At 34.3% G+C, this 25,603-nt stretch carries 24 protein-coding genes and 4 tRNA genes; 14 read left to right on the top strand and 14 right to left on the bottom strand.

Going from position 1 to position 25,603, the window contains the following annotated elements:
* Positions 1-104: 104 nt before the first annotated feature.
* Both hypE and radA read right to left on the bottom strand, forming a co-directional pair.
* Entirely contained in the window at positions 105-1,133 is a 1,029-nt protein-coding gene (hypE, locus tag H5T44_02085; GenBank protein MBC7081024.1) for a hydrogenase expression/formation protein HypE, read from the bottom strand.
* Positions 1,126-2,064: a DNA repair and recombination protein RadA gene (gene radA, locus H5T44_02080; GenBank protein MBC7081023.1), complete on the bottom strand. Its 939-nt coding sequence runs from the start codon at positions 2,062-2,064 to the stop codon at positions 1,126-1,128. The genes hypE and radA overlap by 8 nt, the downstream gene beginning before the upstream one ends.
* A 304-nt stretch (positions 2,065-2,368) precedes the next feature.
* Between radA and H5T44_02075 the strand changes: the two genes are divergently transcribed.
* Complete coding sequence (locus H5T44_02075; protein MBC7081022.1) at positions 2,369-2,710, top strand: S-adenosylmethionine decarboxylase; 342 nt, start codon at positions 2,369-2,371, stop codon at positions 2,708-2,710.
* A 1-nt stretch (position 2,711) separates the two neighbouring features.
* Complete coding sequence (locus tag H5T44_02070; GenBank protein MBC7081021.1) at positions 2,712-3,701, top strand: bis-aminopropyl spermidine synthase family protein; 990 nt, start codon at positions 2,712-2,714, stop codon at positions 3,699-3,701.
* On the opposite strand, the gene H5T44_02065 is transcribed toward H5T44_02070, so the two are convergent.
* Positions 3,688-5,082: an NAD(P)H-hydrate dehydratase gene (locus H5T44_02065; protein MBC7081020.1), complete on the bottom strand. Its 1,395-nt coding sequence runs from the start codon at positions 5,080-5,082 to the stop codon at positions 3,688-3,690. The genes H5T44_02070 and H5T44_02065 overlap by 14 nt on opposite strands.
* A 75-nt stretch (positions 5,083-5,157) precedes the next feature.
* Between H5T44_02065 and H5T44_02060 the strand changes: the two genes are divergently transcribed.
* Entirely contained in the window at positions 5,158-5,469 is a 312-nt protein-coding gene (locus tag H5T44_02060; protein MBC7081019.1) for a nascent polypeptide-associated complex protein, read from the top strand.
* Here H5T44_02060 and rimI read toward each other — a convergent pair.
* Entirely contained in the window at positions 5,466-5,891 is a 426-nt protein-coding gene (rimI, locus tag H5T44_02055; GenBank protein MBC7081018.1) for a ribosomal protein S18-alanine N-acetyltransferase, read from the bottom strand. The genes H5T44_02060 and rimI overlap by 4 nt on opposite strands.
* Positions 5,892-5,937: 46 nt before the next feature.
* Between rimI and H5T44_02050 the strand changes: the two genes are divergently transcribed.
* From H5T44_02050 to H5T44_02025, 6 genes are read left to right on the top strand one after another with little or no spacing between them, the layout of a single operon-like run.
* Positions 5,938-6,495: a GMP synthase subunit A gene (locus tag H5T44_02050; protein ID MBC7081017.1), complete on the top strand. Its 558-nt coding sequence runs from the start codon at positions 5,938-5,940 to the stop codon at positions 6,493-6,495.
* The gene (locus tag H5T44_02045) at positions 6,492-7,268 is read left to right on the top strand and encodes a hypothetical protein (GenBank protein MBC7081016.1); all 777 of its coding nucleotides are present in this window, start codon (positions 6,492-6,494) and stop codon (positions 7,266-7,268) included. Before H5T44_02050 ends, H5T44_02045 begins: the two co-directional genes overlap by 4 nt.
* Before the next feature lie 45 nt (positions 7,269-7,313).
* Positions 7,314-8,084, top strand: coding sequence for a DUF4430 domain-containing protein (locus H5T44_02040; protein ID MBC7081015.1), 771 nt, complete (start codon positions 7,314-7,316; stop codon positions 8,082-8,084).
* A 55-nt stretch (positions 8,085-8,139) separates the two neighbouring features.
* Positions 8,140-8,760 (top strand): hypothetical protein, encoded by a 621-nt coding sequence (locus tag H5T44_02035; GenBank protein MBC7081014.1) that lies wholly within the window; start codon positions 8,140-8,142, stop codon positions 8,758-8,760.
* Between the two features lie 33 nt (positions 8,761-8,793).
* Positions 8,794-9,756: a phosphoribosylformylglycinamidine cyclo-ligase gene (locus H5T44_02030; protein MBC7081013.1), complete on the top strand. Its 963-nt coding sequence runs from the start codon at positions 8,794-8,796 to the stop codon at positions 9,754-9,756.
* Between the two features lie 36 nt (positions 9,757-9,792).
* Positions 9,793-10,896 carry a fructose 1,6-bisphosphatase gene (locus H5T44_02025; protein ID MBC7081012.1) on the top strand — a complete coding sequence of 368 codons (1,104 nt, stop codon included), beginning with the start codon at positions 9,793-9,795 and terminating at the stop codon, positions 10,894-10,896.
* 8 nt (positions 10,897-10,904) lie between these two features.
* Here the strand turns inward: H5T44_02025 and H5T44_02020 are convergent, their stop codons facing one another.
* Both H5T44_02020 and H5T44_02015 read right to left on the bottom strand, forming a co-directional pair.
* Positions 10,905-11,369, bottom strand: coding sequence for a small multi-drug export protein (locus H5T44_02020; protein ID MBC7081011.1), 465 nt, complete (start codon positions 11,367-11,369; stop codon positions 10,905-10,907).
* Positions 11,362-12,579, bottom strand: coding sequence for a dihydroorotase family protein (locus tag H5T44_02015; GenBank protein ID MBC7081010.1), 1,218 nt, complete (start codon positions 12,577-12,579; stop codon positions 11,362-11,364). The genes H5T44_02020 and H5T44_02015 overlap by 8 nt, the downstream gene beginning before the upstream one ends.
* A gap of 48 nt (positions 12,580-12,627) precedes the next feature.
* Between H5T44_02015 and H5T44_02010 the strand changes: the two genes are divergently transcribed.
* From H5T44_02010 to H5T44_02000, 3 genes are all read left to right on the top strand, one after another.
* On the top strand, positions 12,628-13,821 hold the full coding sequence (locus H5T44_02010) for a PKD domain-containing protein (protein MBC7081009.1): 1,194 nt from the start codon (positions 12,628-12,630) through the stop codon (positions 13,819-13,821).
* 30 nt (positions 13,822-13,851) lie between these two features.
* Positions 13,852-13,956 (top strand) — tRNA-Pro (locus H5T44_02005).
* A 62-nt stretch (positions 13,957-14,018) separates the two neighbouring features.
* Complete coding sequence (locus H5T44_02000; GenBank protein MBC7081008.1) at positions 14,019-14,546, top strand: epoxyqueuosine reductase QueH; 528 nt, start codon at positions 14,019-14,021, stop codon at positions 14,544-14,546.
* Here H5T44_02000 and H5T44_01995 read toward each other — a convergent pair.
* From H5T44_01995 to gatD, 5 genes are all read right to left on the bottom strand, one after another.
* Positions 14,547-14,631, bottom strand: a tRNA-Ala gene (locus tag H5T44_01995).
* Between the two features lies 1 nt (position 14,632).
* Positions 14,633-17,014, bottom strand: coding sequence for a DNA gyrase subunit A (gene gyrA, locus H5T44_01990; GenBank protein ID MBC7081007.1), 2,382 nt, complete (start codon positions 17,012-17,014; stop codon positions 14,633-14,635).
* On the bottom strand, positions 17,004-18,875 hold the full coding sequence (gyrB, locus tag H5T44_01985; GenBank protein MBC7081006.1) for a DNA topoisomerase (ATP-hydrolyzing) subunit B: 1,872 nt from the start codon (positions 18,873-18,875) through the stop codon (positions 17,004-17,006). The genes gyrA and gyrB overlap by 11 nt, the downstream gene beginning before the upstream one ends.
* A gap of 8 nt (positions 18,876-18,883) precedes the next feature.
* A complete protein-coding gene (locus H5T44_01980) occupies positions 18,884-19,111 on the bottom strand; it encodes a hypothetical protein (protein ID MBC7081005.1) in 228 nt (75 codons plus the stop codon).
* Between the two features lie 40 nt (positions 19,112-19,151).
* Positions 19,152-20,396 (bottom strand): Glu-tRNA(Gln) amidotransferase subunit GatD, encoded by a 1,245-nt coding sequence (gene gatD / locus H5T44_01975; GenBank protein MBC7081004.1) that lies wholly within the window; start codon positions 20,394-20,396, stop codon positions 19,152-19,154.
* A gap of 40 nt (positions 20,397-20,436) precedes the next feature.
* Between gatD and H5T44_01970 the strand changes: the two genes are divergently transcribed.
* Positions 20,437-20,509 (top strand) — tRNA-Gln (locus H5T44_01970).
* Between the two features lie 3 nt (positions 20,510-20,512).
* Positions 20,513-20,587 (top strand) — tRNA-Glu (locus H5T44_01965).
* A 541-nt stretch (positions 20,588-21,128) separates the two neighbouring features.
* Here H5T44_01965 and H5T44_01960 read toward each other — a convergent pair.
* From H5T44_01960 to lsrF, 3 genes are all read right to left on the bottom strand, one after another.
* Positions 21,129-21,350 carry a winged helix-turn-helix transcriptional regulator gene (locus H5T44_01960; GenBank protein ID MBC7081003.1) on the bottom strand — a complete coding sequence of 74 codons (222 nt, stop codon included), beginning with the start codon at positions 21,348-21,350 and terminating at the stop codon, positions 21,129-21,131.
* Between the two features lie 2,220 nt (positions 21,351-23,570).
* Entirely contained in the window at positions 23,571-24,590 is a 1,020-nt protein-coding gene (locus tag H5T44_01955) for an alcohol dehydrogenase catalytic domain-containing protein (protein ID MBC7081002.1), read from the bottom strand.
* Between the two features lie 9 nt (positions 24,591-24,599).
* On the bottom strand, positions 24,600-25,373 hold the full coding sequence (gene lsrF, locus H5T44_01950) for a 3-hydroxy-5-phosphonooxypentane-2,4-dione thiolase (GenBank protein MBC7081001.1): 774 nt from the start codon (positions 25,371-25,373) through the stop codon (positions 24,600-24,602).
* Positions 25,374-25,603: the final 230 nt, after the last annotated feature.

Here is a 25,603-nt window from a genome sequence, read left to right as displayed (position 1 = left end):
TTCATTTTTTAGCCTTCAATTTATAAATAAGTTTTTATATTTAAAAATTTTTGGCAAAATCTCGCTTGAAATCTAAATATTATTAAAGAAGGACATAATATCTCTCAGCATATTCTTGGAATTATTTCTCCTGTTGGCATCTCAAGAATTCTTTTTCCCCCCACTTTTGTATTCAAAATAACATAATTTCCATTATTCACTTCTCCAATTATCTCCGCATCTCTGCCATATTTATGTTTCCTAATTGCTTCAAGCACATCCTCTGCCATCTCCTCCATCACTCCTATAACCATTTTCCCCTCATTTCCAACTATGTATGGATCAATTCCAAGCATCTCACAAGCAGAAAGCGTCGCTTCTTTTATTGGTATTTTCTCTTCCTCGATATGAATAGAAACCCTAGATTTTTTTGCCATTTCATTTAAAGCACTTGCAATCCCTCCTCTTGTTACATCTTTTGCAGAAACAACCCCTCCTACTTTTAAAGCTTTTTCAATAAGCCCATATAATGGAGCAACATCTGACTTGACTTTTCCTTTAAATCCATATCCCTCTCTTTTAGAAATAATTGCAATACCATGATCCGCAATTGTTCCAGTTAAAATTATTTTATCTCCTGCCTCTAGACAAGAATCGAGAAGCCATTTATTTCTTTTTGTGAATTCAAAATTTTCTTCTAGATATTTTGTTTCTTTTCCAATTGCAGAGGTTGTTATAATCATATCCTTTATTCCCCCTCTCTCAACAACTTTTGTATCACCAGTAACTATTTCCACATCTCCTTCAATTGCTGTCTTAGATATACTCTCAAGAATTTTTTCATATTTCTCCATCTCAAATCCTTCTTCTATTACCATTGCAAGAGACATTGCAAGAGGTTTCGCCCCTAATGAAGCTATGTCATTTATCGTGCCAGCAACCGCCAGCCTTCCTATATCTCCACCAGGGAAAAAAATTGGTTGAACTACATGACTATCTGTTGTAAAGACAATATCTTCAAAAACCGCTGAATCATCCATTTCTTGCAAAGCAACTTCCGCCTTCTCGTTTTTAATTTTTTTTACTATAAACTCCTCTATAAGTTTTGCCATTTCTCGCCCGCCAGCGCCATGCGAGAGTTCTATTCTATGCATCTCTTATTCCTTCTTCCGAAACCGAAAATACAACTTCTCCTTCTGGAAGGTGTGGTGAGTCAATTAGGCGAGCAATTCTCTTTCCTCCCTTTGATTTTCTTAAATAAAGCCTGAACATTGCGGTATGGCCAACTATATGGCCTCCTATCGGTTGAGTTGGGTCTCCAAAGAATACATCTGGACGAGCAGCGACTTGATTTGTTACACATATGACTGCATTATTTATTCTTGCAAATTTTAGCAAACTATGCATATGTTTATTTAATTTCTGTTGCCTTTCCGCAAGGGAACTTCTTCCAATATATTCCGCTCTGAAATGCCCTGTCAATGAATCAACAACTAGTAGCCTTACATTGTGCTCTTTTGCAATTTCATTTGCTTTCTCAACAAGCATCATTTGATGATTTGAATTAAATGCGGTAGCAACATGTATTTTTTTCAATGCTTCTTTTCCATCCATTCCATAGCCATTTGCCATCTGAATTATTCTCTCAGGGCGAAATGTATTTTCCGTATCAATGAAAATTGCCTCACCCTCCAGCCCACCCTCTTCTTCCTTAAGCTGAACATTTACACATAACTGATGTGCAATCTGTGTCTTTCCTGAGCCAAATTCTCCAAAGAGTTCTGTTATTGCTTGGGTTTCAAATCCTCCACCAAGTAACTCATCGAAACTTTTTGAGCCGGTTGTAAGATGTTTCCTTTCCTTCAATCTCTCAAGCAATGTATCACCTGTCTCAAATCCGCCAACATCCGCTTTTTCTCTAGCTGCCTGTATTATTTTAAGTGCGGTGCCCTCGCCTATTTCAGCAATTTCCGCAAGCTCCGCAGGGGATGCAACCGCAATTGCCATCAAATCGGTATAACCCGCTTCCTCTAGCTTTTTTGCTGTTGCAGGCCCAACACCAGGTAAATCTTCCAAATCGATCATATTATCAATTTTCAATACATATTGGATTTATAAAAGTTATCTCGCCCATATTTCTAACCCTTGAGAAAATTGAACCCTCCTCTTGCTTAATTTTAACCCATTTTGTTATATCTCTTTTTCCACACATTCAGCAAAAATATTTTACTCTTTACCTTCAATCAAGTAAAATAGCAATTCATCCCTTATAAAAATGAGTAAAGCATTTTTCAAATTCTGGAAATTTCTCGAAATCATCGAAAAATTTAAGAAATAATTTAGGATTATCTTATACTTAAATTTTATTATCTTGGAGAGAGGTGAAAAAATGAAGATACTCGGAAGACATATAATAGCAGAGTTCTATGGCGTGGATAAAAAACTGATATCCGAAGAAAGTGTGCTAAAAGAGATAGTTGAAAAAGTGATTGAAGAATCAAAAATAGAGAAAATAGGAATTTTAACAAAGCAATTCAATCCACATGGAGTAACTTGCATTGTATTAATTTCAGAATCGCACATTTCAATTCATACCTGGCCTGAATATGAATTAGTTAATCTTGATATATTTACATGCGGTGATAAAAAGAAGAGTGAGATTGCTTTCGAGCTTTTCATAAAATATTTGAAACCGAAAAATTTCAGACATTATATACTTGACAGAGGATGAAATGAATAGAATAGAATACCAAATAATTTCTATCTTAAGTAGAGGAGTTATTTCAATATGGGAATTAATTGCTGATGTGGATGCCAGTTTGAGGGAATTTTATAAAAAAATAAGGGAATTGGAAAAGAAAAATATAATAGAAATAAGAGATGGTAAATTAAGGCTAACTAAAAAAGGGATGAATATATGGAGATGGATCGATTTTAAATGTAAAGCTTGTGGTGGCACAGGATACAATTTTTTCCATCAAATAGAGAAAGATTACAAGAGGATAATGAAAAAACGCCCTGAAGCTAAAGAAAAATATGATCAAGGGTATATGAGATGCGAAGATGTTTTGAGGAGATTAGCTTTTGTATATGAAAGAGGAGATTTAATAGGGAAAATATTTGTTATAGGGGATGATGATTTTTTTAGTATAGCATGCGGGCTAACTTTTATGCCAAAAAAAGTTGTTGCAATAGATATAGATGAAAGAATTGTTAATTTTATAAACAAAGTAGCGGATGAATATAGCTTACCAGTTGATGCATATGTAAATGATATAAGGAAGGAAAATGAAAAATTCTCTAAAAAATTCGATGTTTTTGTCACTGATCCAGTTGAAACTATACCTGGAATAAAATTGTTTTTATCAAGAGGAGCTTCTTCCTTAAAAAGAAATGGGGCGGGTTATTTTGGGCTGACGACGCTTGAAGCATCTTTAAAAAAGTGGTATGAAATTCAGAAAATGATTTATGATATGGGTTTTGTGATAACAGATATAAGAAGGAGATTCAGCACCTATCCAATTGAGAAAAAAAATTTCTCCTCATATCAGCACAAACTCCCTATCTACAAGAAGTTGAAGGTGGATATGGATTATAACTGGTATAAATCATCTTTTTATAGGATAGAAGCGATTAAGGAGATAAAGCCTATAATAAGAGGTGATGTTGATATAGGAAAAGAGTTCTATATTGACAAGGAAAGTTGGGCTACTCCTGAGTGAATTTTTTAATTACAATCGGTATTTTTTCTATTAAATCAGTTGCGGTAATATTTCCTTTTTCTTCATAAGCCATATTTCCAGCCATTCCATTTATAAATGCTGAAATGCATGCGGAATAAAATGGCTCAATTTTTTTGGCAAGCATTGCACAGCATATACCCGCAAGCGTATCACCTGTACCTCCAACAGTCATTCCTTCATTATGTATTTTATTCATTTTTAACCTTTTTCCGTCGCTTATTATATCAATTACCCCCTTAGCAAGAATTGTTGCATCCAGCTTTTTTGCTTCATTCTTGATTATTTTTGCTCTTTCATCAATTTCAGATGGCAAATCTATTCCTGTCAATCTTTTGAATTCCCCAGAGTGAGGCGTGATAACAACTCTCTGGTTACATTTCATTCCTTTCAGGCTTTCTATTGCATCCGCATCATAAACAAACTTCTTATCATAATTTTCAAAGATGAATTTGCATGCTTCAATGATTTCCTTGTTTTTGCCTAAACCCGGCCCAACCAGAATTGCATCCGCTTTTTCTATAACATCCTCTACTTCCTTTAAACCATCAACTGTTAAAAAATCCCCGCTCATTTTTCTAACAACCAAATCAGGAGAGAAAGACGCAATTACACTCCAAACAGAAGAAGGACAGCAAATATAAACAAGGTCACATCCCGCTCTGAGAGCTGACATACCCGCCAGGAAAGGGGCACCAGTATATGCTCCTCCCCCTATAATCGCTACTATCCCATTTTCTCCTTTGTGACTATCTTTTCTTCGCCTTGGATATAAAATTAGCTCCCCCGCCCCAACATATTGCTCCGCTTCTTTTGGTATCCCTATGTCCGCTACCAATATTTTTCCACATCTTTCATCCATTCCGTCTTTTACTAAATGAAATGTTATTGTAAGATTTGGATTGAGCATTAAGTCGCTTCCAAAACCTGTGGGAACATCAACAGAAAGAATAAATTTTTCTGATCTATTCAAAATTTCAACTATTTGACGATATGGCTCTTTTAGCTCACCTTTTATTCCGATTCCAAGCATTGCATCTATTACCGCATCGCTTTCTTCTAAAAGCTGGATAAATTTCTCCTTGCTATAATGGTAAATTTTGCACTTCGTCTTTGCTCTCCTGAAATTTTTCATTGCAAGCTTTGTTTTTGGTTTTTCAATCACAATTACCCTGCAATTTTTTATATAGCGAGATGCAACATATCCATCCCCTCCATTATTCCCGGGCCCGCATAAAATCAGCCATCTTTTAAATGGCAATTTTTTTGCCTCATTCGCAATAGCTCTACCCGCATTTTCCATGAGTTGCTCTGTGGTTACGCCAAAAAATTCAGCATTTTTATCAAGAATCTTTGTTTCCATGCTCAATAAGTAAAATTTGATTTAAAAATTATGTGATTTATGCAAAAACTAAAATAATTGAAAAAGTTTTTATTTATGGATGAAAAGCAAATTCGTCTGGCCATGAAGAGAATGGGAATAGATTTTAAGGAGATTGATGCAGAAAGAATAATAATTGAAACAAAGGATAAAGAATATGTTTTTGAAAAAACAACAGTTGGAATAATGGACATGAAAGGCAAAAAAATCTATCAGATAAGTGGTGAGCCAAAAGTAAGAGTTAAAATAAGAGAAGAAGATGTGGAGATGGTCGCAGAAAAAACTGGAAAAGGCAGGGAGGAGGCAAGAAAAGCCCTTGAAGAGGCAAAGGGAGACATTGCTCAAGCAATAATTAACCTTTCTTCTTAATCTATCCTCTTTACCATTATATAAGCATCTTCTCCATCAAAATAATAGTTTTTTATTTCACCTTTCTTTTTAAAACCCATATTTTCATAAAATTTTATCGCTCCATTGTTGCTCTTCCTCACTTGCAGAAAAACATCTCCTTTCATAAATTTTAGGAGATGCTCCATCAATTTTTTTCCATAACCCTTCCTCCTATGGCTAGGATGAACTGCAATCGATATTATCATGTTTCTTTCGCTATCTCCTATTATATATCCAACAATCTTCCCATTTTCTTCTGCAACAAAAAAAAGTTTATTGAGATATTCATAAAAAAAGTAGGGAGGATATGGGTAGTTAAATGATAAATTTTCTATTTCCAGCACTTCTTTTAAGTCATCTTCACTGCATCTCCTGATCACATTCCTTAAACATTCATGCATTTTCAAATTTTCGCAAAAAATATTATACAAAAAAAATTTATCCTTAATGAAAGTATATGTAATAGACAATGGCGGACAATGGACGCATTTAGAATGGCGAACCTTAAGAGATATAGGAGTAAAAGCGGAAATAGTGGCAAATACAACTCCTTTTGAAAAAATAGAGGATGCGGATGCCATAGTGCTGTCTGGGGGCGCCCCCCGCGTTGGCCTGCGGGAAAAGCTTGGGAATTGCGATGAATATCTTGCGAAAGCTGATTTTCCTGTATTGGGTATATGCGCGGGGCATCAATACATGGCAAGATTTTTTGGAGGGGAATGCGCTGAGGCAATTACTCCAGAATATGGAAAGGTTGAAATTGAGATAATTGAGAAGGATGCTCTATTTAAAGGATTGCCAGATAAATTTTTTGTTTGGGAAAATCATAATGATGAGGTTGTTAAAATTCCGGAAAATTTTTCCTTACTTGCTTCCTCTAAATATTGTAGAGTGCAGGCAATGATGCATAAGGAGAAGCCATTTTTTGGGTTGCAATTTCATCCAGAAGTTGAGCATACTCAATATGGAAAAGAAATATTCAAAAATTTTATTGAATTGATATGATAGCTTATTTTCCAAAACCAAATTTTATTCCTGTTGCAATATCTGATTGCGAACTAAATTGCAAGCATTGCATGGGAAAATATCTAAATGGAATGATAAAAATAGGAGATAGAGAAGGGCTTTTAAAATTAGGGGAAAAATTCAAAGGATATGGAATTCTTATAAGCGGAGGTTTCAACAGAAATGGAGAGTTGATAAATCTCAATAAAATGATTGATGCAATTAAAAAACTGAGAGAAAGGTTTTATATTGCAATTCATCCTGGATTTGTTGACAAAAAAATGGCTGATCAACTAGTTGAGGCTTGTGATATTGCATTTGTTGATTTACCATCTGATAATGCAATAAAAAACGTTTTTAATCTAGAAAAAAAATCCGATGATTACTTTGCCAATATGAATCGCCTTATTGAAGCAGGAAATGAGATAACGCCTCATATAACAATCGGATTGAACTATGGAAAAGTTGAGGAATGGGAAGTAATTGATAAACTTAAAAATTATAAGATAAAAAAAATAGTATTAAATATAGTAATGCCAACCCCTTTTACCCCTTTTGAAAATCTAGCCATAAATAAGGAAGAAGTATTAAAATTTATAGAATATTCAAAGGGTTTTAATTTCTCAATAGGTTGCATGCGCCCCAGAAAATTTGATGTAGAGCTGGTAAAGCTTGGAATAAAGGAAATTGCAATTCCTTCAAAAAAAGCAATGCAGGAAGCAAAAAAAGTTGAAATAAGGAATTTTTGCTGTGGCTTGCAAAAATTTAAATAGTAAAATTTATTTTACAATTGTAAAAAAAAGTTTACAGGTGATGAAATGAAAAAAGGAATAATTGCAATATTAGTAGGAATAATATTAACAACCACTATGATACCTGCTTTAGCAATCGATGGGTGGGAAGGAGATGTAAATCTTTTTAAAAATGCGAAATTCAGAGCTATTGCGAAAAGTGGAAAGGAATATAAAATAAATCATGCAACCGCATTAGGAGCTTTGCATGAAGCATCAAAAATTGCGGAATTTAGCTACACTATCGATGATAGTTGGTATGTCCAATATGGCTCATTGCTTGTTGATTCAGTAAATGGCATTAAAAATGAAGGGATGAAAGGATGGCAATACTGGGTAAATTATCCAGATGAACCTCTCCCATGGGTTGGGGCGGATAGATATGAAGTAAAAGAAGGAGATGTTGTTGATTGGTTCTACGGGGATTTTTCAAGCAATCCAAGCAATTGCGATATATTGATAAGGATACGCGTTCATGTTTCAGTTGATGATATTGCCCCTTCTGTAAAAATAAAAAAGCCGAGTGGTGGCATATACATTTTTGATAGACAGATAATTTCATTTCCTGGATTTTCCATTGTTATAGGAGAAATCAATGTTGAAGTGGATGCAAACGATTTGCAATGCGAGATAGAAAAAGTAGAATTTTATCTAAATGGTGAATTGGTTTATAGGGCTGAAAAAGAGCCTTATATCTGGCTTTTTGATAATGGAAAAGGAAAATATAAATTAAATGCAATTGCATATGATATGGCGGGAAATAACGCAAGTGATGAAGCTATATTATTCAAGGTGTGATAAGATGGTTAAAAATTTAAATGGTAAAATGATATCCATGAATATGCCCCAGAACATGAAAAAAATAGCAATAGCATCGCTACTTATTTCAATTGGAATAATTTCGAGAATATTCCTGAGAAACTTCCTCCCGCCACCGCCCCCCATATACTTGAATATTTTTGGTATATCGCAACCGATTTTTATAGCGGGAGATGTTTTCTTTGTGATTGCATCTATTTCCTTAATTTCTGGAAGGTATTTGAAGGAATATTTTACTTTTCTTGTTCCTTTCATAATAATGGTGATAACTGATGTTTTCATAGGGAATAACTTTATATTTTTATTTACATGGTCAGGGTTTTCAATAATTGCGGGAATTGGCTATTTGCTCAGAAAAAAATCCGCAAAATGTTTTATATCTTTAAGTATTCCATCTATAATTTTATATGATTTATGGACAAATTTTGGGTGGTGGCTTGGCTACTATGGTGGAAACTTGAAATATCTGAGCTTATGCTATACCTTGGCAATTCCTTTTATGATATGGCATATAATCTCAACTTCATTAGTTCTTCCAATCTTTGTTTTTGTTTTTGAAAGAGTTGAGCTAAGAGAGAATGCAGGGATATCAAAATATTCAGCAATTCCAATTACCTCTCTTGCAATAATTAGCCTCTTTTCTTTAATAATTTAGGGAAAAATTAATTACTGATGCAATATTTCAAGCATGGATGAACTAACTTATGCTAAAGCGGGAGTTGATATTGATGAGGAAGAGAGAATTGTTAATGAAATTTTAAAAGGAATAGGTTTTAAAAAAGACAGGGTTGAAATAAATGGCTTTAAAATTGTTTTATGTACTGATGGAGTCGGAAGCAAAGTAATGGTTGCAAATGAAATGAAAAAATGGGATACAGTTGGAATTGATTGCATTGCAATGAATGTCAATGATGCTCTTGTAATGGGGGCGAGGCCAGTTGCATTTGTTGATTATGTAGCTTTTGAGAAATTAAATGTTGAGATAGCAAGGGAAATTGCAAGAGGATTAAAAAGGGGGGCAGATGAAGCAAATATTTCAATAATAGGGGGTGAGACCGCCAGCTTGCCTGAAATAATAAGAGGATTTGATCTGGCTGGGACATGTGTGGGGATTGTAGAAAAGGATATACCAAAAGAAGTGAAGGAAGGAGATGTAATAATAGGTATAAGGAGCAGTGGAATTCACTCGAATGGTTATACTCTAGCAAGGAAAGTTTTTAAGGAAAATGGTTACTCATTTCATGATGAAATTGATGAAATAGGGATAATCGGACACGCGCTGCTTGAGCCAACAAAAATTTATGTCAGGCCAATTGTTGCTTTATGGAAGAATTTTGAAATAAAAGGAATTGCACATATTACTGGAGGAGGGCTAAGGAAAATGAGGAGGATTTCAAAAAATGCCCTTTTAAGCATAGATCAACCATTTGAGCCACAACCCATATTTAAGATAATCCAAAAATTGGGAAAAATAAGTGATAGAGAAATGTATCAGACATTTAATATGGGAATGGGAATGGCATTGGCGGTGGAAAAAGAAATTGCGGATGATGTTGTTGATTTTTTGAATAAATATGAAGAAACAAAAATTGTTGGTAAAGTTAAAAAAGGTAATGGTATAGAGGTTCCAAAACTTGGATTGAGATATTAACAGTAAAGAATTTAACATATAATGCGTTACACTTTCATGAAAACTACATTTAGTATAATAAAAGCGGATGTAGGTGGCTCACCAGGCCATTCAAGGGTTGATGAAAGACTTATAAAAAAAGCGGAGGAAATGCTTAAAGATGCAAAAGAGAAAGGAGTGATAAAGGATTTTTTTGTAACCAATTGTGGAGATGATTTAGAGCTTATAATGACCCATCATAGAGGAGAGGATAATGAAGAAGTGCATTCATTGGCATGGGATATTTTTAAATCCGCAAGCGATATAGCTAATAAACTTGGATTTTATGGAGCGGGTCAGGACTTGTTGAAAGATGCATTTTCCGGAAATATAAAGGGAATGGGTCCAGGAATAGCAGAGATGGAATTTACTGAAAGAAAATCAGAGCCGGTTATTGCATTCTTAATGGATAAAACGGAGCCGGGAGCATTTAACCTGCCAATTTTTAAAATATTCGCTGATCCATTTAATACCGCTGGCCTAATTATAGATCCAAGCCTGCATTCAGGATTTACATTTGAGGTATGGGACATAAAAGAGCATAAAAAAGTGCTGATGAATACCCCTGAGGAAATGTATGACCTATTGGCTTTAATAGGAGCAAAATCGAGATTTGTAATAAAAAGAGTTTTTCCGAGAGAAAAATTGCCAACAAATGAGCCTGTAGCGGTGATATCAACAGAAAAATTATATCAGATAGCGGGTGAATATGTAGGAAAAGATGACCCTGTTGCTGCGGTAAGAGCTCAATCGGGCCTGCCCGCGGTCGGAGAAATTCTCGAACCATTCTCTTTCCCCCATCTTGTTTCTGGATGGATGAGAGGAAGCCACAATGGCCCGATTATGCCCGTCTCGCTTAAAAATGCAAAGTGCACACGCTTTGATGGCCCTCCAAGGGTTACCGCAATTGGTTTTCAAGTAAAAAATGGAGAAATTACTTCCCATGAAGACTTATTTGATGACCCCGCATTTGATTACACCCGCCAAAAAGCAATGGAAATAGCGGAATATATGCGCAGGCATGGCCCATTTGAACCACATCGCCTCCCATTAGAGGAAATGGAATATACAACTTTCCCAAAGATTATGGAAAAACTTAAAGATAGATTTGAAGAAGTTTGAAATTTTGATTATCCAAAAATTTTTACTCCCGCAAATGTAAGTAATGTAACTATCATGCAAGCAATGCATATCCCTGTAAATATGCATATCAATGATTTTCTGAAATTTAAGCCAAAAAGATAGGATGCTAAGCTTCCTGTCCATGCTCCAGTAAAAGGCAAGGGAATCGCTACAAATATTATCAGGGCGAGTGTTTCCCATCTTTCGATGCTTTTTTCAGTTTTTCTTCTCGTATATTTATACATTTTTTCAAAAAATTTATTCCAAAAATTCCATTTTCTAAGCCATCTTTCAACAGGATAAAGAAATTTAATTATTAAAGGGGAAGGAAGAAAATTTGCAAATAATATCAATGGGATTGCAAAAAATAAGTTTAGCTTATAATAGAATGCAAGAGGTATTGCTCCTCTTAACTCCGAAAAAGGTGAGAGAGATGCACCAATAACTATAAGCCATTTTATTATTTCATCCATTTATCATCCTGCCCTTTCCCTTTTCTCCAACAAATTCAAAGCTATCAACCACCTTTTCTCCTCTAAGATATACATGCATTGGATAGATGCATTTCATTCCCTCATATGGACTCCATCCACATTTTGATAATGGCTTAATCTTTTTAACTTTTCTTAAGTCTATAACCATGAAATCCGCATCATTTCCAACTTTAATCTCTCCTTTTTTTATGCCAAATAGTTTTGCTGGATTTCTGCAAAAAGAATTTTCAATTATCTTGAAATCAATCATTCCATTTTTCGCAAAATAAAGAAGAACTGGCACAAAAGCATCCACCCCTGGCATCCCGCATGGCGCATCTTCAAAATTTTCCTTCTCCCCCACCAAGTGAGGGGCGTGGTCTGACTCAAAAATCTTAATCTCTCCTTTTTTGAATACTTCAAAAAGCATTTCCCTTTCAAATTTATTCCTTAAAGGAGGATTTACTTTTCCAAAACCCTCTTTTTTAAAAAGATTTTCAAAAGAAAATAGTAGGTGGTGAAGGGTTACTCCAAAACTTGCCTTCCTTTTTATGATTTCTATTGATTTTTTTGATGTGACATGGCATATATGTACTTTAGCTTTTATTTTTTTATTTAAATCAACTATTTTCTTTATTGCATTTAGCTCGCATTCCAAGCCCCTATTTTTTTCATGTTCTACCAGATTCCTTGATTTTTTTCTTTGTATACATTCTTCGCTCTCCGCATGTATTGCAACTATTTTATTTCTTTTCTTTACTTCAATAAGAATTTTTTTCACATTCTCACAAAAAAGCTCATTATCCTTCGATAAAAATAACTTATATGCTATACAATCCATTTCCTCAACTTTCTCTTTTATTCCCCCATATAGAGCAAAATCAATGCAAGCTTTTTTGCTCACTCTTCTTTTCTTTTCCTCAAAAATTTTTTTATTAGATACGGGAGGCTTGTTATTTGGCATATCAAAAACACAGGTTACTCCAGCAAGGGAAGCAGCTCTTGTGCCAGTAAAAAAATCTTCCTTTTCTTCATTTCCTGGTTCTCTGAAATGCACATGTATATCAATAGCGGAAGGAAAAATGATTGCATTACCATAATCAATTTTACTCCCTTTTATATATTTTTTTATTCCAACTATTTTCCCATCTTCTATAATCAAGCAGGCATTTTTTATGCCATTTTTATAAATATTACCACAAACAATCATTATTATTAAAAGCCGATATGCTTAAAAACTCTTTCTGCATATAAACACATGAAGAAATTGCTTGTATTGAGTTTGGCTATCATCATGGCTATGCCAGTGATTGCCTCAGATCCCATAGTTGATTTTGATTGGTATCCCGCCACACCTTCTTCCGGGGAAGTTGTGCATTTTAATGATACATCTCAAAATCAATCCCAGATTATAGATAGAGTCTGGTATTTTGGTGACGGATATGGAGCAACAACAAAGAATCCTACCCATATATATGAAAAACCTGGAAACTATACTGTAAAGCTTGTTGTTCTTTGGAATATAAGTGGCACCATTTATGGCTCTTCGAGAGAGAAAACAATAGTAATTTTGAACCGCCCGCCCGTCGCGAATGCGGGCCCTGACCAGATTTTGAATGTTAGAAATGTTACTTTTGATGCATCCGCAAGTTATGATCCAGATGGAAATATTACTGCCTATAACTGGGATTTTGGAGATGGCTCAACTGGAAGCGGTAAAATTTTAACACATATTTATGCGATAGATGGAAATTTCACTGTTGTTTTGAATGTAACTGATAACAATGGTTCTTATGCAACAGATATATGCAATGTAACTATAGATACAGTTGCACCAGTAACAGAATGTGTGTTAAATGGTACATCTGGCGAGAATGGATGGTATATAAGCGATGTAAATGTTACATTCAACGTAACTGATGCGACAAGTGGTGTAAATAAAACATTTTACAGGCTGGATGGAGGAAACTGGACTGTTTATAATGGAACTTTCAATATAAGTAGCGAAGGAATTCATCTTCTTGAGTTTTATTCAACTGATGTTGCTGGAAATAGCGAAGAAATAAAAAATGTAACAATAAAAATAGATAAAACATCCCCTTCAATAAGCATAATTACACCTGAAGAAAGAAAATTCTATGTATTTGGAAGAAAAATCTTGCCCACACTTAGAAAAACAATAATAGTTGGAAAGATAACAGTTGAGGCGAGTGCGAGTGATAATATAGGTATAAACATGGTAAAATTCTATGTTAATGAGGAGGAAAAATATAATGACACTGAGCCACCATATGAATGGAGATGGGGAGGAGCTATTGGAAGTAAAAATTTAACCGTAATAGCTTATGATTATGCGGGCTTAAATTCATTTTCATCAATAGAAGTTACAATATTTAGCTTGTTTAAACCATGGAGCGAAAATGCCTTATTAGAGGAAAATAGATTATCTTAAAATTTAAAAATTAGTAAATTTTTTCAAAATGGGCCCGTAGGGTAGTTTGGCTTATCCTTGTGGCTTCGGGAGCCATAGACCCGAGTTCAAATTGCAACTCCCATTGCGGGTTGCTTGAGAATCTCGGCGGGCCCATAAAAGGCAAAAAGCAAAATAAATTAATGGGTAAAATTAAATTTTTAGAATGTTTTAACTTTATGAAAATTCTAATGCATGTATGCTGTGCGCCATGTTTTGTATACCCTCATAAAAAATTGAATGATGAAGGATATGAAGTTGTTGGTTATTGGTATAATCCAAATATACATCCTTATATGGAATATAAAGCAAGGAAGGATACTTTGATTAAATATTCAAAAATTGAGGATGTTAAAATAATTTATGAAAAATATGATTTTATAGATTATTTAAGGCAGATGAAAAATTTTGAAAGGCCCAACAGATGCATTTATTGCTATGAATACAGGCTTAATAAAACCGCAAAATATGCGAAAGATAATTACTTTGATGCTTTTTCAACGACACTGCTTTCTTCCCATAACCAATATCACAGCGAAATAAAGAGAATAGGTGAGGAAATCGGCAAAAAATATGAAATTGATTTTTATTATGAGGATTTTAGAGAAGGAGTTAGCCAATCTAGAGCAATTACAAAACTCTATGCACTATATACCCAAAAATATTGCGGATGCCTGATAAGCGAATGGGAGAGATTTAAAGAATAATGGACCGGGCGGGATTTTCGTTTGCATTTCGAACCCGCGACCTCCTGCTTGCGAAGCAGGCGATCTTCCTCTGATCCACCGGCCCATTAAAAGCTTATTTTTGTCACGCTTTTTATTCTATCTTCTTCAGAGAGTTTTATCAACCTAACTCCTATTGTATTTCTTCCTTGCTTCCTTACATCAGAGACTTTTATTCTTTCAATCATTCCCTGTGATGTGGATATTAAAATTTCATCTCCTTCCCTAACCGACAAAACACCCACTACCTTACCATTCTTTTCACTAATTTTTATTGTGATCACTCCTTTAGCTCCTCTTTTTGTCAATCTATATTCATCTATACTTGTTCTTTTTCCATATCCTTTTTCAGTTACTGTGAGTAAATCATCCTTTCCTATTTCAAGAGATACCACTTCATCATCGCCTCTCAACTTTATTCCTCTAACCCCTCTCGCATTTCTTCCCATTGCCCTAACATCTTTTTCATTAAAAACACATGCATATCCATTTCTTGTAGATAAAACTATTTTATCATTTTCCTTTAAGATTTTAACACCTATAATTTCATCTCCTTTATCGAGTTTTATTGCAATTATTCCATTCCTCCTTATATTTATAAAGTTTTTAAGAGATGTTTTCTTTACCATACCCTTTTTTGTTGCAAAAATAAGATAGTCATCAAAATTTTTTACTGGCAAAATTTCCTTTATCTCTCTTGACCCAAGTAAATTTATTATTGCCCTTCCTTTAGAATATCTATCTCCCTGTGGAATTTCATAAGCCTTCTTTTTATATATCTTTCCGTCTGATGAAAAGAAAAGTAATACATCATGTGTGGATGAAACAATTGTTCTATAAACCTCATCTTCATCCTTTACTTTCATTCCTAAAATTCCTTTTCCACCTCTTCTCTGGCTTTTATATTCTTCAAGTTTTACTCTCTTTATATAGCCCTTATCGGTTAAAATTATAATGATATTCTCTTCTGGGATAAAATCTTCCCTATCAAACTCGCTTATCTCTTCCACTATTTCAGTTCTCCTTTCATCTCCATATGTGCTTTTTAGATAAATCAACTCCTCCTTTATTATTTTATAAATCTCATTTTTATCTCCTAAAATTCTATTGAGTTTTTCTATTTCATTTTCTTTTTCAATTTTTTCTTTCCTTATTTCATCTGTTTCAAAAGAAGTTAGCTTTGACAATGGCATTGATATAATTTCCTTTGCCTGTGCTTGAGAAAAATTGAAGGATTTTATCAAATTTTCCATTGCTTCTTTACTATCTTTTGATTTCTTTATGATATCAACTACCATATCTATATTTTCAAGTGCTTTAACAAGCCCTTCAAGAATGTGTTTTCTCTCTATCGCCTTCTTTAGTTCATACTCGCATCTTCTTGTTATTATATTTTTTCTGTGTTTTATATACTCAACAATCATTTCTTTTAAATTCAATATTTTTGGAGTTCCATCTACAATTGCAATATTCAGAATCCCATATGAGATTTCAAGCTGTGTGTGTTTGAAAAGCTGGTTTAGCACAATTTCTGGATCAATGCCCTTTTTAGCTCTTATAAATATTCTCAATCCACTCCTATCAGATTCGTCCCTCAATTCAGCAATTCCTTCTATTTTTCCTTTTTTAACCAAATTTGCAATATCTTTAATCAATTTTGATTTATTTACACCATAAGGAATTTCATTTACTATTATAGCATCTTCCTCAATCCTCGTTTTTGCCCTTACTTTTATTACTCCCTGCCCCTTTTCATATGCATTTAATATTGCTCCTCTCCCGCAAATTATTCCTCCTGTTGGAAAATCCGGTCCTTTTATATAATTAAATAGTTCTTGAATTGTTATATCAGGATTATCAATTGTTGCTATTACAGCGTCAACAACTTCATTTAAATTATGAGGGGGAATTTCAGTTGCCATCCCAACCGCAATTCCTCTTGATCCATTTACAAGCAGATTTGGCAATAAAGATGGTAGGAAATCTGGCTCTTTTAAGGTGCCATCGAAATTATCCCTCCATGTCACCGTATCCTTGTCTATATCTTTAAGTATTTCCTCACTTATTTTTGAAAGCCTTGCTTCAGTATATCTCATTGCTGCGGGCTCATCTCCATCAATGCTTCCAAAATTACCTTGACCATCTACAAGAGGATATCTCATTGAAAATGGCTGTGCCATTCTTACTAAAGCATCATAAACCGCCTGATCGCCGTGTGGATGATATTTCCCGAGAACATCTCCGACTATTCTTGCGGATTTTCTGTGAGCCTTGTTGTGCCTTATTCCCATTTCATTCATTGCATAGAGTATCCTCCTATGAACTGGTTTTAACCCATCTCTTACATCTGGAAGAGCTCTTCCTATTATTACGCTCATTGAATAATCTAAATAAGAAGTCTTCATTTCTTCTTCAATAGCTCTTATAAGAATTCTTTCATCAGATATCAAGGTTCATCACTTCCTTTGCATGCTTCTTTATAAATTCTCTTCTTTCTTCAACATTTTTCCCCATTAAAATTGTAAATAATTCATTTGCTTTTATTGCATCTTCTATTTCAACTTTTTTCAGTATTCTTTTAGCGGGGTTCATTGTTGTTTCCCATAGTTGTTCAGGATTCATTTCTCCTAAGCCCTTATAACGTTGAATTATCGCTCCATCTCCCGCTATACCCCTCATTTCTTCTTCACTATATGCATAATATTCTTCTTTACCCCTCTTTATTCTATATAGAGGTGGTTGAGCAATATAAACATAGCCATTTTCAATTAGCTCTCGCATTCGTCTGAAGAAAAACGTTAAAAGAAGTGTTCTTATATGCGCACCATCTACGTCTGCATCTGTCATTATGATTATTTTTTTGTAATTTATCTTCCTTATGTCAAATCCCTCTCCTATACCAGTGCCGATTGCAGAAATTAATGCATTTATCTCCTCATTTTTAAACAACTTCTCTGGTGATTTCTCTACATTAAGTATTTTCCCCCTCAAAGGCAAAATCGCCTGAAATCTCCTATCACGCCCCTGCTTTGCGGACCCTCCAGCGGATTCGCCTTCTACTATAAAAAGTTCGCATTTATCTGGATCATCTTCAACGCAATCCGCCAATTTACCCGGAAGAGAAGATTCGATATAATTTTTCTTTCTTGCGAGTTCTTTTGCTTTTCTCGCTGCTTCTCTTGCCATTGCTGCTTGCAAAACTTTATCAAGTATTTTTTTTGCAATTGCGGGATTCTCCTCCAGATATGTCATCAATTTATCATAAAACATTGTTTCCACAAGCCCCCTTACTTCACTATTTCCAAGTTTTGTTTTCGTTTGCCCTTCAAATTGAGGATTTTCAATTTTACATGATATTATAGCGGTTAAACCTTCCCTGACATCCTCTCCATCAAAACTCTCATCATTTTTGAAATAATTTTTCCTACCATACTCGTTTAAAACTCTTGTAAGAGCGGATCTAAAACCAGATAGATGCGTTCCCCCTTCCTTTGTATTTATATTATTTACAAATGTCAAAATATTTTCAGTATAGCCATCATTATATTGAAAAGCTATTTCAATCTCCGCATTTTCCTTTTGACTACTGAAATAAATTACTGGATGAATTGGGTTCTTATTCTTGTTTAAATATTCAATAAATTCACAAATTCCTCCTTCATATTGGAAGAAATCTTTCTTACCATCTCTCTCATCAAGAATCTCTACTCTCAATCCTTTATTCAAAAATGCTATCTCCTGCAATCTTCTCCTTATTGTATGATAATCAAATGTTAAATTGCCAAAAATTTCCCTATCAGGCAAAAAAGTAACTTTTGTTCCAGTTGAGTTAGCTTCTCCAAAAATTCCAACAGGAGAAACTGGCTTCCCTCTTATATATCTTTGCCTATAAATTTTTCCGTTTCTTCTCACTTCTACTTCAAGCCACTCAGAAAGAGCATTTACAACGCTTACACCAACCCCATGCAACCCGCCAGATACCTTATAGGCCCCTCTCTCAAATTTCCCGCCCGCATGGAGCTTTGTCATAACCACTTCTATTCCAGACACTCCATATTCCGCATGTATTTCTGCTGGAATTCCTCTTCCATTATCTTCCACACTTATACTACCATCTTTATGAATTACTATCTCTATTTTATTACAATATCCAGCAATCGCTTCATCAACAGAATTATCAACAACTTCCTCAACTAAATGATGCAATCCCTTCTCATCAGTAGAGCCAATATACATTGCGGGTCTTTTTCTGACCGCTTCTAAGCCATCAAGTACTTTAATTTTATCTATTCCATATTCTTCCGCTGGCATGCTAAAAACTAATGAATTCTTTTCTCTTCTATTTTAACCCAACAATCCTGACAGTAAAGTTTCCCACAGACTGGGCACTCATAAACAAGCCCTTTATAATTCGGATCAAGCATATTTTTTCCACATATTGAACATGATACTTCATCTTTGTACCTTTCCCTGCAGTCCTTACAAACCACAACATCCGGTGTTATAAGGCTTCTTATCCTTTCTCTCCTTATTTCTTCCTCATTCATCACCATCCCAAATTGAATATGATTTTGCATATAAATTTTATCATTTACCCAAGAAATCCTTTACGCATCTTTTTTCAGATATTTCTCCCGCAATATTTCTTTGCATTGCTTCCTCTAAATTTTTCTCATTTTTTAATACCCACATCAGTTTTATATAGGCAACCTCCGGGAGCATATCCTTTCCATCAATTACCCCTGCTTTAAGCAATTTTCTACCAGTAGCATAGACATTTAAATTCACACTCCCCCAGAGACATTGAGTTGTTATAACAACAGGAATACCTTTTGATGTCAATTTCTTAATAGAGGGAATTAATTCCTCGCTTATGTGCCCCAGGCCCGTGCCCGCAATCACAACCCCATCTTTTCCATCCACTATTTTTTCAAAATATTTTTTGCTTAAGCCAGGATAATAATAAATAAGGCAGACATTTTCATTTAACCTATCTTTAACTTTAACTTTTCCATCCTTTCTTTTATTATAGGGCTGGGTAAAAACCACTTCTTCATTTACATATCCTATCGGGCTTGAATTTACTGAAATAAAAGCATCTCTTCTTGAAGAATGCATCTTTCTTACCTTTGTTGCTCTATGAATGGCTATTTCGCCAGATATATTTCTGTGCATTACAACAACCACTTCTCCTAAATCAGTAGTTGAAACTTTTGCAGAGGAAATCAGGTTAAGGAAAGCATCACTGCTTGGCCTATCAGAGGAGCGCTGTGAGCCAGTAAAAACAACCGGGCCATTTAAATTCTTTAGCATAAATGCAAGAGATGCTGAAGTATAGCTCATTGTATCAGTTCCATGTGTAACTATAACTCCTTTCTTGCCCGAGTTTAAAAATTTAGCAACCTCTCTCGCTATTTTCCTCCAATCCCTTGGCTTTATATTTTCGCTGAATTTTTGAAACAATATTTTTGCTTCTATATTGCATATTTCAAATATTTCAGGCACGCTAATTGAGATTTCTTCAGCGGTTGTTGCGGGATGCACCGCTCCAGTTTCATAATCAACATAGCTTGCTATTGTTCCCCCTGTCCCAATTATTGCAATTTCTGGCTTTTCTTCCCGGCAAAAAATTTCCTTTTTTTCAATTTCTTTCTCCCTACTTTTCTCTATTAACTTTATCTCGCAATTTTTAATATTTATTCCAACATTGTAACCGTTTTCGAGTTTTATAACCATTATATTTTTCCCGCTGAAGGAATGATGAGGCATAACAATACCTTTATAAACATTATTTCCTTTCCTTATCTCAACCAAATCACCTGGCTCAATCATCAAAAGTTAAATATTTGTTTGTATATAAACCATGCAATTCAGCCCCGTGGTGTAGTGGTCAAGCATGGCGGGCTTTGGACCCGCCGACGGCAGTTCGAATCTGCCCGGGGCTACATGCTCCCGTAGTGTAGCCCGGACAATCATTTCGGCCTTTCGAGCCGAAGACTCGGGTTCAAATCCCGACGGGAGCATTAATAAATATTATTTTGTCATAAACTTCTAATATTGAACTGTTTGTCAATGAAATTTTTCTTTCTAAAAGGGTCATTATGCCAACGAGATCAAAAAAATTTGCATTATTCTTTTTCCAATCTTAAAAGATGCACTATCTTCAGGATTTAACTGTTAATTTGTTAAAATTATGCAATGTTTCATCAGTTTGTAATTTTAACAGCAAAGGTTTACAGACAACGCAAGATAAAGTATAGCATGATAATATTAAACAAAGTAGGTGATGATGGAGATGGAGAAGATAATTTATGCAATTGCAAGCTCATTAAATGCATCTATTGTATATAACCATTAAGGTTTTAATTTCAAAAATTAATTAAATTCTAAAATAAATAATTCAGGCAGACATCTTATCTTATGTATCTTTTCTGTTATCCAGAATGCATGACTATTTATTGCACCTGAGAATTTTTGATTGATTGTATCTATTTAATTCATTCATATCTTTAACTACAAACTCAGGTTGCAGATCTGCTCAAACTATTGCCAGGTTCATGTGCTCTAGATATGGAAGTTAATACCAACCGAATAATGCTGTAGATCTCGAAAAGCTCTTATAACCTTCTGTTTAATGAGATTATTTACTCTATAATTTACTGTCTTCGATGAGCAACCTAGTTTATCAACTAATTCAATTAGAGGAAACCTGGCATTTACTGCTAATTCATTTAAAAGTTTATAATCTAATTCATCTATCTCAACAGCTTTACCACCACAGTTCATAGTAAATATCTCTCTTTCAGTTTCTATATCCTTTATATAATCTTCAGGTAACAGGTAAGATTTTTTATAAACATGTGCTTTGGTATAAATAGATATTACATCCCTGGCAAAGTAATTTATGATCTCCTCTTTTATCTCAGTTGTAACATATTGAAAGTTTATGTATATTCTAAATACATTGTAACCTAATCTAAAGTTATCTATCTCTGTAAAGAAATTTACAATTACTCCATTTTCTATCAGATTTTTTATTCAGTAAGCAACTACATCCCTTTTAAGACCAATCATTTTTCCAATCTTAGTTAAAGATTCTCGAGCATTCAAATCCAAGTAGTAAAGTATCTTTCTATCTTTTAAATCTAATTTGTAAATACCCCTTTCCAATTTATAAATACCATTTTCTTTAGTGAAGACAACTCGAAAAAAAATATAAATTACATGTTTTGTTTGGTGTAGATTGCTTCAAGCAAAGTACGAAGAAGTATAAAATCTCTTAAAAGCCCAAGCCTCGCACCTACTATCGAGATATTTTCTCCAATGAATCCAAATTACGATCATGAATTTTTTTAAAAATTCCGTCACTATAGATTTTTCTCCATATGGCATTTTCCATGTTTTTATGAAAACCAACTCTTTATGAACCACGGTATAGGAGATTTACGTATTTATCATACCTGACAAAGAGCGGATCTAAAAAGATTTTGCTCGCGAACTCCAAACTAGAAATATTTATGTGAATCCACAGCATTGTTATAGTTATTCCATACCCGTAGCAGAGGATGATTGGTCTTTCTCTTACCTTAACATACTCTTAGTTGGAGATGCTGCAGTTATAGATTATGCCGTAGGTGGAGGTATTCATTTAGCATTATCTTAAGGGATTTAGCAGCATCTACAATTGTTGAATCGTTTGAAAATGATAATTTTTTTATTTAATGATTATAAAATGCGTTTCCAAAATCACATAGTTGGAAAAAATACGTTCCGTTGCAAACTCAAATAGCTATTTTTCGATCATGTCCAAATACAACTGTATTAAAGGACATATTTGCATAAGTTATAATATTGGAAGGCGAATAGTTACCTTCTCCTGGACTAAAAAACATTACGAAAGGTTTTTCTTTAAAATAGTTTAAAGTCTTTTCTTGAGTATATTTATTTTGTAATCAAGAGTTTCTAATATAAATAACAAATGTTGAAATTATTCCAAATTCTGGCTGTATTTTGTTAAAAAATTCTAAATTTTTAATTAATTACTTCCACGATCGTGGGAATCGAAACTTCACTTTTTCCTAATACACAAGGAATTATTATAGAGTTTCCCATAATACCTGGCATTACTCTATGAATATCCCGTTTGTGTCTTTTAAAGGATATTGGATAGTAGAGAATTCTTGAATCATTGTTTTCTCATTTAAAAATCCCTCAGACTATCTAATACTCTTAGCAATTCTGGTACCGCAGTTTTATTGTTGATTTCATGAATAATTTGCTTGTTTCTTTCATACCATGAGTTGTACAGATGTGCATGTTTAAATCTGTCGATATGCCTATATTTACTACATAATTAAATAATCTAATCAAAAAACTGATAATTTCTGATCGCCTTATAGCATCGATTGATGTCCCAACTATCATATAGCAATCTGGTAGTTTCTTTATAACTTCTCCAAAAATTTCATCTTCCCTTCCAATACCTTTCTTAAATAGATATTGTGAATATGCCAAAAGCTAACATAACAAATTCACTCATAAACCCAGAGTTGACTACCTTTGTAATAAAAGGGTCTCAGTCATCTTTGGATCATTTCAATGCTATGTTGTATATGATACAGGTAATTCTGTTGCCTCTGCTGTAACATCCTGCATTGTTCATAAATCCTGCAACAGTTCCATTAATAAGTGGTGTTTCTTTAGGTGCAAGTTTAAATCTTTTATCTCTGCAAATCCTTTCCTTAGAAGAGTAATATATAACTTAAGAGGAGATGAGAGCAGAGCTATGAAAGCAGGTATAACTCTTGAAATTTGGTCAAACAGATTATATACCTTAATAAAATTTTGAGTCAGAATCATTCAGGAGATACTGAAGGTTAGAAATGAAGAATAGAGTCATGCTTTCTATGCTTTCTTATCTTTATACATTGTCCTAATCTTAGGGCGGTGCTATTTTCATTTTATCCAACTAATTTGCCCAAATTTTAAAAATCATTTTGCTGAAATTTATGGATAAATTATAACTTTAATTGATTCCTTTGCTTCCGCAACCAAGTCAAATCCTTTCTGGATTTCATCTAAACTTAGCCTGTGAGTTATCATATCATTTACTTCTATTTTCTTGTTTTTTAAAATTTCTATTGCTTCATATATATCTGCGGGGGCTCCTGCATATGAAGAAACTATTTTTATTCCTCTATTCCATATATCAAATATGTTGATTGGCAATTCCTTGTCTGGACTTAAAGGAGCAAAAAGCAATAGCACCCCTCCTTTTTCAACACATCTCAGAGCCTGATAAAAAGCACTTGTTGCTCCAGTTGATAAAATAACTCTATCCGCAAGCCACCCATCATTAAATTCTCTTATTTTTTTCTCTATATTTTCATCCGCTTTAAAAGTTAAATCCGCTCCAAATTCTTCTGCTTTTTTAAGTCTGAAATCATTTATATCAACTGCTATTATTTTCTTTGCCCCCCATGCTTTTGCAAGCTTTACCTGTAGCAATCCGGTTATTCCGCTCCCTATTATCAGCACTGTCTGATTCGCCCTTATATCCGCTATCCTAAATCCTCTTATTACACAAGCTAACGGCTCAATAAATACTCCTTCATCATAAGAAATTTCATCTGGAAGAATAAAAACCCCTCTATCAACATTTATTTCAGGAACTCTTATATATTCCGCAAATCCTCCGGGATCAAAATTTGTTGAACGAAGCGTATAACAGAGAATGTGCTCTCCTTGAAGACAATATCTGCAGTTGTTGCATGGAACATGATGTGAAACAAATATCCTATCTCCTACCTTAAAATTTTTTACATCCTTTCCAACTTCTACAATATCTCCAGTTATTTCATGCCCTAAAACCCTCGGGGCTTTTTTTATCCTATACCATTCCATTACATCGCTTCCACATATACCGCTCGCCTTTACTTTCACAAGAATTTCCCTCTCACTTATCTTTGGAACAGACATCTCTTCTACTCTCACATCCTTATTGCAATAATACATCCCGACTCGCATCAAAAACACCTAACCTTTTTCAAATATCTCATAAGCTTCCTTTGCAGTTGCATTCTCATGAACAATTGCTCTCACCGCCTTTATCATCCCCACGGGATTTGTTGATTGGAAAATATTTCTCCCCATATCAACGCCCGCCGCCCCCGCCTGGATTGCATTATAGGTCATTTCCAGAGCATCTTTTTCTGGAATCTTTTTCCCGCCCGCAATAACTACTGGCACCGGGCATGTTTCAACAACTTTTTCAAAATTCTCGCAATAATATGTCTTAACAATATGGGCACCAAATTCAGCAGCTATCCTTGAAGCAAGGCTGAGGTATTTTGCATCTTTACCCATTTCCCTCCCAACAGCAGTCACCGCAACAACAGGAATTCCATAATCTTCCGCCTCATCAATCACTTTTGCGAAGGCAAGAAGTGTGTCTCTTTCAAATTCCGCTCCAACAAGAATTGAAAAAGCGACCCCCGCAACATTTAATCTTATTGCATCCTTAATTGAAGTTATTATTCCTTCATGTAGTAAATTTTTATTCAATATGGTTGTTCCACCAGAAATGCGAAGAACAATAGGGATATCAATTTCTGGAGGAATATATCTCCTCAAAGCACCTCTTGTAAGCATTAAGCTATCGGTATAATCAAGCAATGGAATAACTGTTTTTCCAAGATTTTCCAAGCCAGTAGTAGGACCCATAAAATACCCATGGTCAACAGCAAGCATAACTGTTCTATTATCTTTCTTTATTATTCTTGATAGCCTGTTTTTAATTCCCCAATCCATGAAATTTAGAAATATGAATATTATAAAAGTTTTGTCATTAAAGCTCGATTAAGAAGAGGCCAAGATAGCGGTAAAGCTTATCCAACATTTTCATCTTTCTTAAGCTTAAAAATTTGGGATTTCTCCATAAAAAGCTATTTCCATGGCCTTAAATTTTTCATTTCTTGAGGAAAAATCTTTTTTTTTCTCTTCCTTTCCTGTGGCCTCATTCTCATTAGAAACTTCATCCA

The sequence above is a fragment of the Thermoplasmatales archaeon genome (assembly GCA_014361195.1).
Lineage (GTDB): Archaea > Thermoplasmatota > E2 > UBA202 > JdFR-43 > JACIWB01.
The sequence above is the reverse complement of the archived record's forward strand: the minus strand, read 5'-3'. Positions and strand labels throughout refer to the sequence as shown.

Excerpts from the sequence above, each read along its gene's own strand:
- hypE (MBC7081024.1), bottom strand. The coding sequence starts at position 1,133 with ATGCATAGAATAGAACTCTCGCATGGCGCTGGCGGGCGAGAAATGGCA.
- radA (MBC7081023.1), bottom strand. The coding sequence starts at position 2,064 with ATGATCGATTTGGAAGATTTACCTGGTGTTGGGCCTGCAACAGCAAAA.
- H5T44_02075 (MBC7081022.1), top strand. The coding sequence starts at position 2,369 with ATGAAGATACTCGGAAGACATATAATAGCAGAGTTCTATGGCGTGGAT.
- H5T44_02070 (MBC7081021.1), top strand. The coding sequence starts at position 2,712 with ATGAATAGAATAGAATACCAAATAATTTCTATCTTAAGTAGAGGAGTT.
- H5T44_02065 (MBC7081020.1), bottom strand. The coding sequence starts at position 5,082 with ATGGAAACAAAGATTCTTGATAAAAATGCTGAATTTTTTGGCGTAACC.
- H5T44_02060 (MBC7081019.1), top strand. The coding sequence starts at position 5,158 with ATGGATGAAAAGCAAATTCGTCTGGCCATGAAGAGAATGGGAATAGAT.
- rimI (MBC7081018.1), bottom strand. The coding sequence starts at position 5,891 with ATGCATGAATGTTTAAGGAATGTGATCAGGAGATGCAGTGAAGATGAC.
- H5T44_02050 (MBC7081017.1), top strand. The coding sequence starts at position 5,938 with ATGAAAGTATATGTAATAGACAATGGCGGACAATGGACGCATTTAGAA.
- H5T44_02045 (MBC7081016.1), top strand. The coding sequence starts at position 6,492 with ATGATAGCTTATTTTCCAAAACCAAATTTTATTCCTGTTGCAATATCT.
- H5T44_02040 (MBC7081015.1), top strand. The coding sequence starts at position 7,314 with ATGAAAAAAGGAATAATTGCAATATTAGTAGGAATAATATTAACAACC.
- H5T44_02035 (MBC7081014.1), top strand. The coding sequence starts at position 8,140 with ATGAAAAAAATAGCAATAGCATCGCTACTTATTTCAATTGGAATAATT.
- H5T44_02030 (MBC7081013.1), top strand. The coding sequence starts at position 8,794 with ATGGATGAACTAACTTATGCTAAAGCGGGAGTTGATATTGATGAGGAA.
- H5T44_02025 (MBC7081012.1), top strand. The coding sequence starts at position 9,793 with ATGAAAACTACATTTAGTATAATAAAAGCGGATGTAGGTGGCTCACCA.
- H5T44_02020 (MBC7081011.1), bottom strand. The coding sequence starts at position 11,369 with ATGGATGAAATAATAAAATGGCTTATAGTTATTGGTGCATCTCTCTCA.
- H5T44_02015 (MBC7081010.1), bottom strand. The coding sequence starts at position 12,579 with ATGATTGTTTGTGGTAATATTTATAAAAATGGCATAAAAAATGCCTGC.
- H5T44_02010 (MBC7081009.1), top strand. The coding sequence starts at position 12,628 with ATGAAGAAATTGCTTGTATTGAGTTTGGCTATCATCATGGCTATGCCA.
- H5T44_02000 (MBC7081008.1), top strand. The coding sequence starts at position 14,019 with ATGAAAATTCTAATGCATGTATGCTGTGCGCCATGTTTTGTATACCCT.
- gyrB (MBC7081006.1), bottom strand. The coding sequence starts at position 18,875 with ATGCCAGCGGAAGAATATGGAATAGATAAAATTAAAGTACTTGATGGC.
- H5T44_01980 (MBC7081005.1), bottom strand. The coding sequence starts at position 19,111 with ATGAATGAGGAAGAAATAAGGAGAGAAAGGATAAGAAGCCTTATAACA.
- gatD (MBC7081004.1), bottom strand. The coding sequence starts at position 20,396 with ATGATTGAGCCAGGTGATTTGGTTGAGATAAGGAAAGGAAATAATGTT.
- H5T44_01960 (MBC7081003.1), bottom strand. The coding sequence starts at position 21,350 with ATGAACTGTGGTGGTAAAGCTGTTGAGATAGATGAATTAGATTATAAA.
- H5T44_01955 (MBC7081002.1), bottom strand. The coding sequence starts at position 24,590 with ATGCGAGTCGGGATGTATTATTGCAATAAGGATGTGAGAGTAGAAGAG.
- lsrF (MBC7081001.1), bottom strand. The coding sequence starts at position 25,373 with ATGGATTGGGGAATTAAAAACAGGCTATCAAGAATAATAAAGAAAGAT.